Below are 1,329 nucleotides of genomic sequence, written 5' to 3' on the forward strand. Positions count from 1 at the left end.
CCCTGAATTGCCAAATAGCTAGGAATCGCAAACGTAACTATTGACTCACCCAAGATTGAAGCCGATCGGCCTGCCCAAAACTCCCTTTCGGAGAAAGATTCACTGTGACGGTCCATCATTACATCGATATCGTCCTTCTCAAAAATGGTTGTATTGCCCTAGGAAGGTTCAGTAAAAAATGCGCACATATTGAAGGCCCAACTCGATCCCTATTCAAGATTGTGCACCCCTGCCAAAAAGCTCCCAACAAGAACCATTTAACAAAATTAGAAGAATCGAAACTTGTATGACCGTTCCCGCCAGGAGGTGCAAAAAGATGCTCGCCGGCAAAAGTAATCCCAGAAATAAGAGAGATAATCAAAGGATTATTGATCCCCAGTTTTCCAACAACCAGAGGCAAGAAACCCCTGTGATAAACTTCTTGGAATAGAGATGGTGCCAGAAAGAATGCAGACTCCGTTACTTTATCTTCAATAGAAATCTCAGGCATCAGTCGCGCTATCTCCCGATTCAACAAAATTCGGAGGTTCTTCCGGTTTCCTATAAGCGAATACAGAGTCGGGGTGACAGCAAGTAAATATGCTAATATGCTGATACCTTGCTTTGCGACAGGCTTTTCCCTCTTATAAACTAGACACGGAGTTACATACGGAGCAAGCCTCACGCCCCTTCTAAATGCATGTCCCTTCACCGTTCTAATATCACAAGTATTAGATACCGCAATGCATAAAAATGATACGGGGGCAAGCATGACTGGCCTCTTATTTATCGCTACAGAGCCCAAAAGGGATGCGGCTGATATGCCTACCCTAACTCGATTTAGGGAAATATTGTCAACTTTCAAAGCATCCCTCAGAAGACTACAAGTCCAGCGTCCTTTAGCGCAGAAAGAAAATCTTCAACATCAACCCGAACCTCTTGGAGGGGATGATCGTATTCAACAGATATTTCATGCGCTATTTCCTGAATCCCTCGACTTCCGTCCAGCTTCCCCCAAATCTCTTTTTCAATTTGACCTAAAGCAAATACCTTCCGTCCAGACACTAAATATGTCTCCCCAGACACTTCAGTCGTAGAGGCGGTAAGCGCTCGTTGCGGATTCTGATACATTCTGCTCCTTAACCAATAAAGGTGTGGGGGAACCACCCCACACCTTCACCATGTTTAAATGTGGTTCATAAACGGTGCCTTGGTCACATCCACAACCTTGAGCACTGGCTTCTTGTACTTCTTCATGCTTCACCTCCGCAACTACTCATTGACTACATATTAAAAACTTGTCACACATCTCACTTTTGCAAACAATGTGACCCTGCAAACACTACCAGA

General features: G+C 44.4%; 2 protein-coding genes. Both read right to left on the reverse strand.

Going from position 1 to position 1,329, the window contains the following annotated elements:
* Nucleotides 1-118 precede the first annotated feature (118 nt).
* Nucleotides 119-490 carry a CPBP family glutamic-type intramembrane protease gene (locus HMPREF0308_RS14040; RefSeq protein WP_170219076.1) on the reverse strand — a complete coding sequence of 124 codons (372 nt, stop codon included), beginning with the start codon at nucleotides 488-490 and terminating at the stop codon, nucleotides 119-121.
* Nucleotides 491-852: 362 nt separating this feature from the next.
* The gene (locus tag HMPREF0308_RS09705; protein ID WP_005531124.1) at nucleotides 853-1,110 is read right to left on the reverse strand and encodes a PqqD family protein; all 258 of its coding nucleotides are present in this window, start codon (nucleotides 1,108-1,110) and stop codon (nucleotides 853-855) included.
* Between the last annotated feature and the right edge of the window lie 219 nt (nucleotides 1,111-1,329).

The sequence above is a fragment of the Corynebacterium striatum ATCC 6940 genome, from assembly GCF_000159135.1.
In the GTDB taxonomy this organism is placed as follows: domain Bacteria; phylum Actinomycetota; class Actinomycetes; order Mycobacteriales; family Mycobacteriaceae; genus Corynebacterium; species Corynebacterium striatum.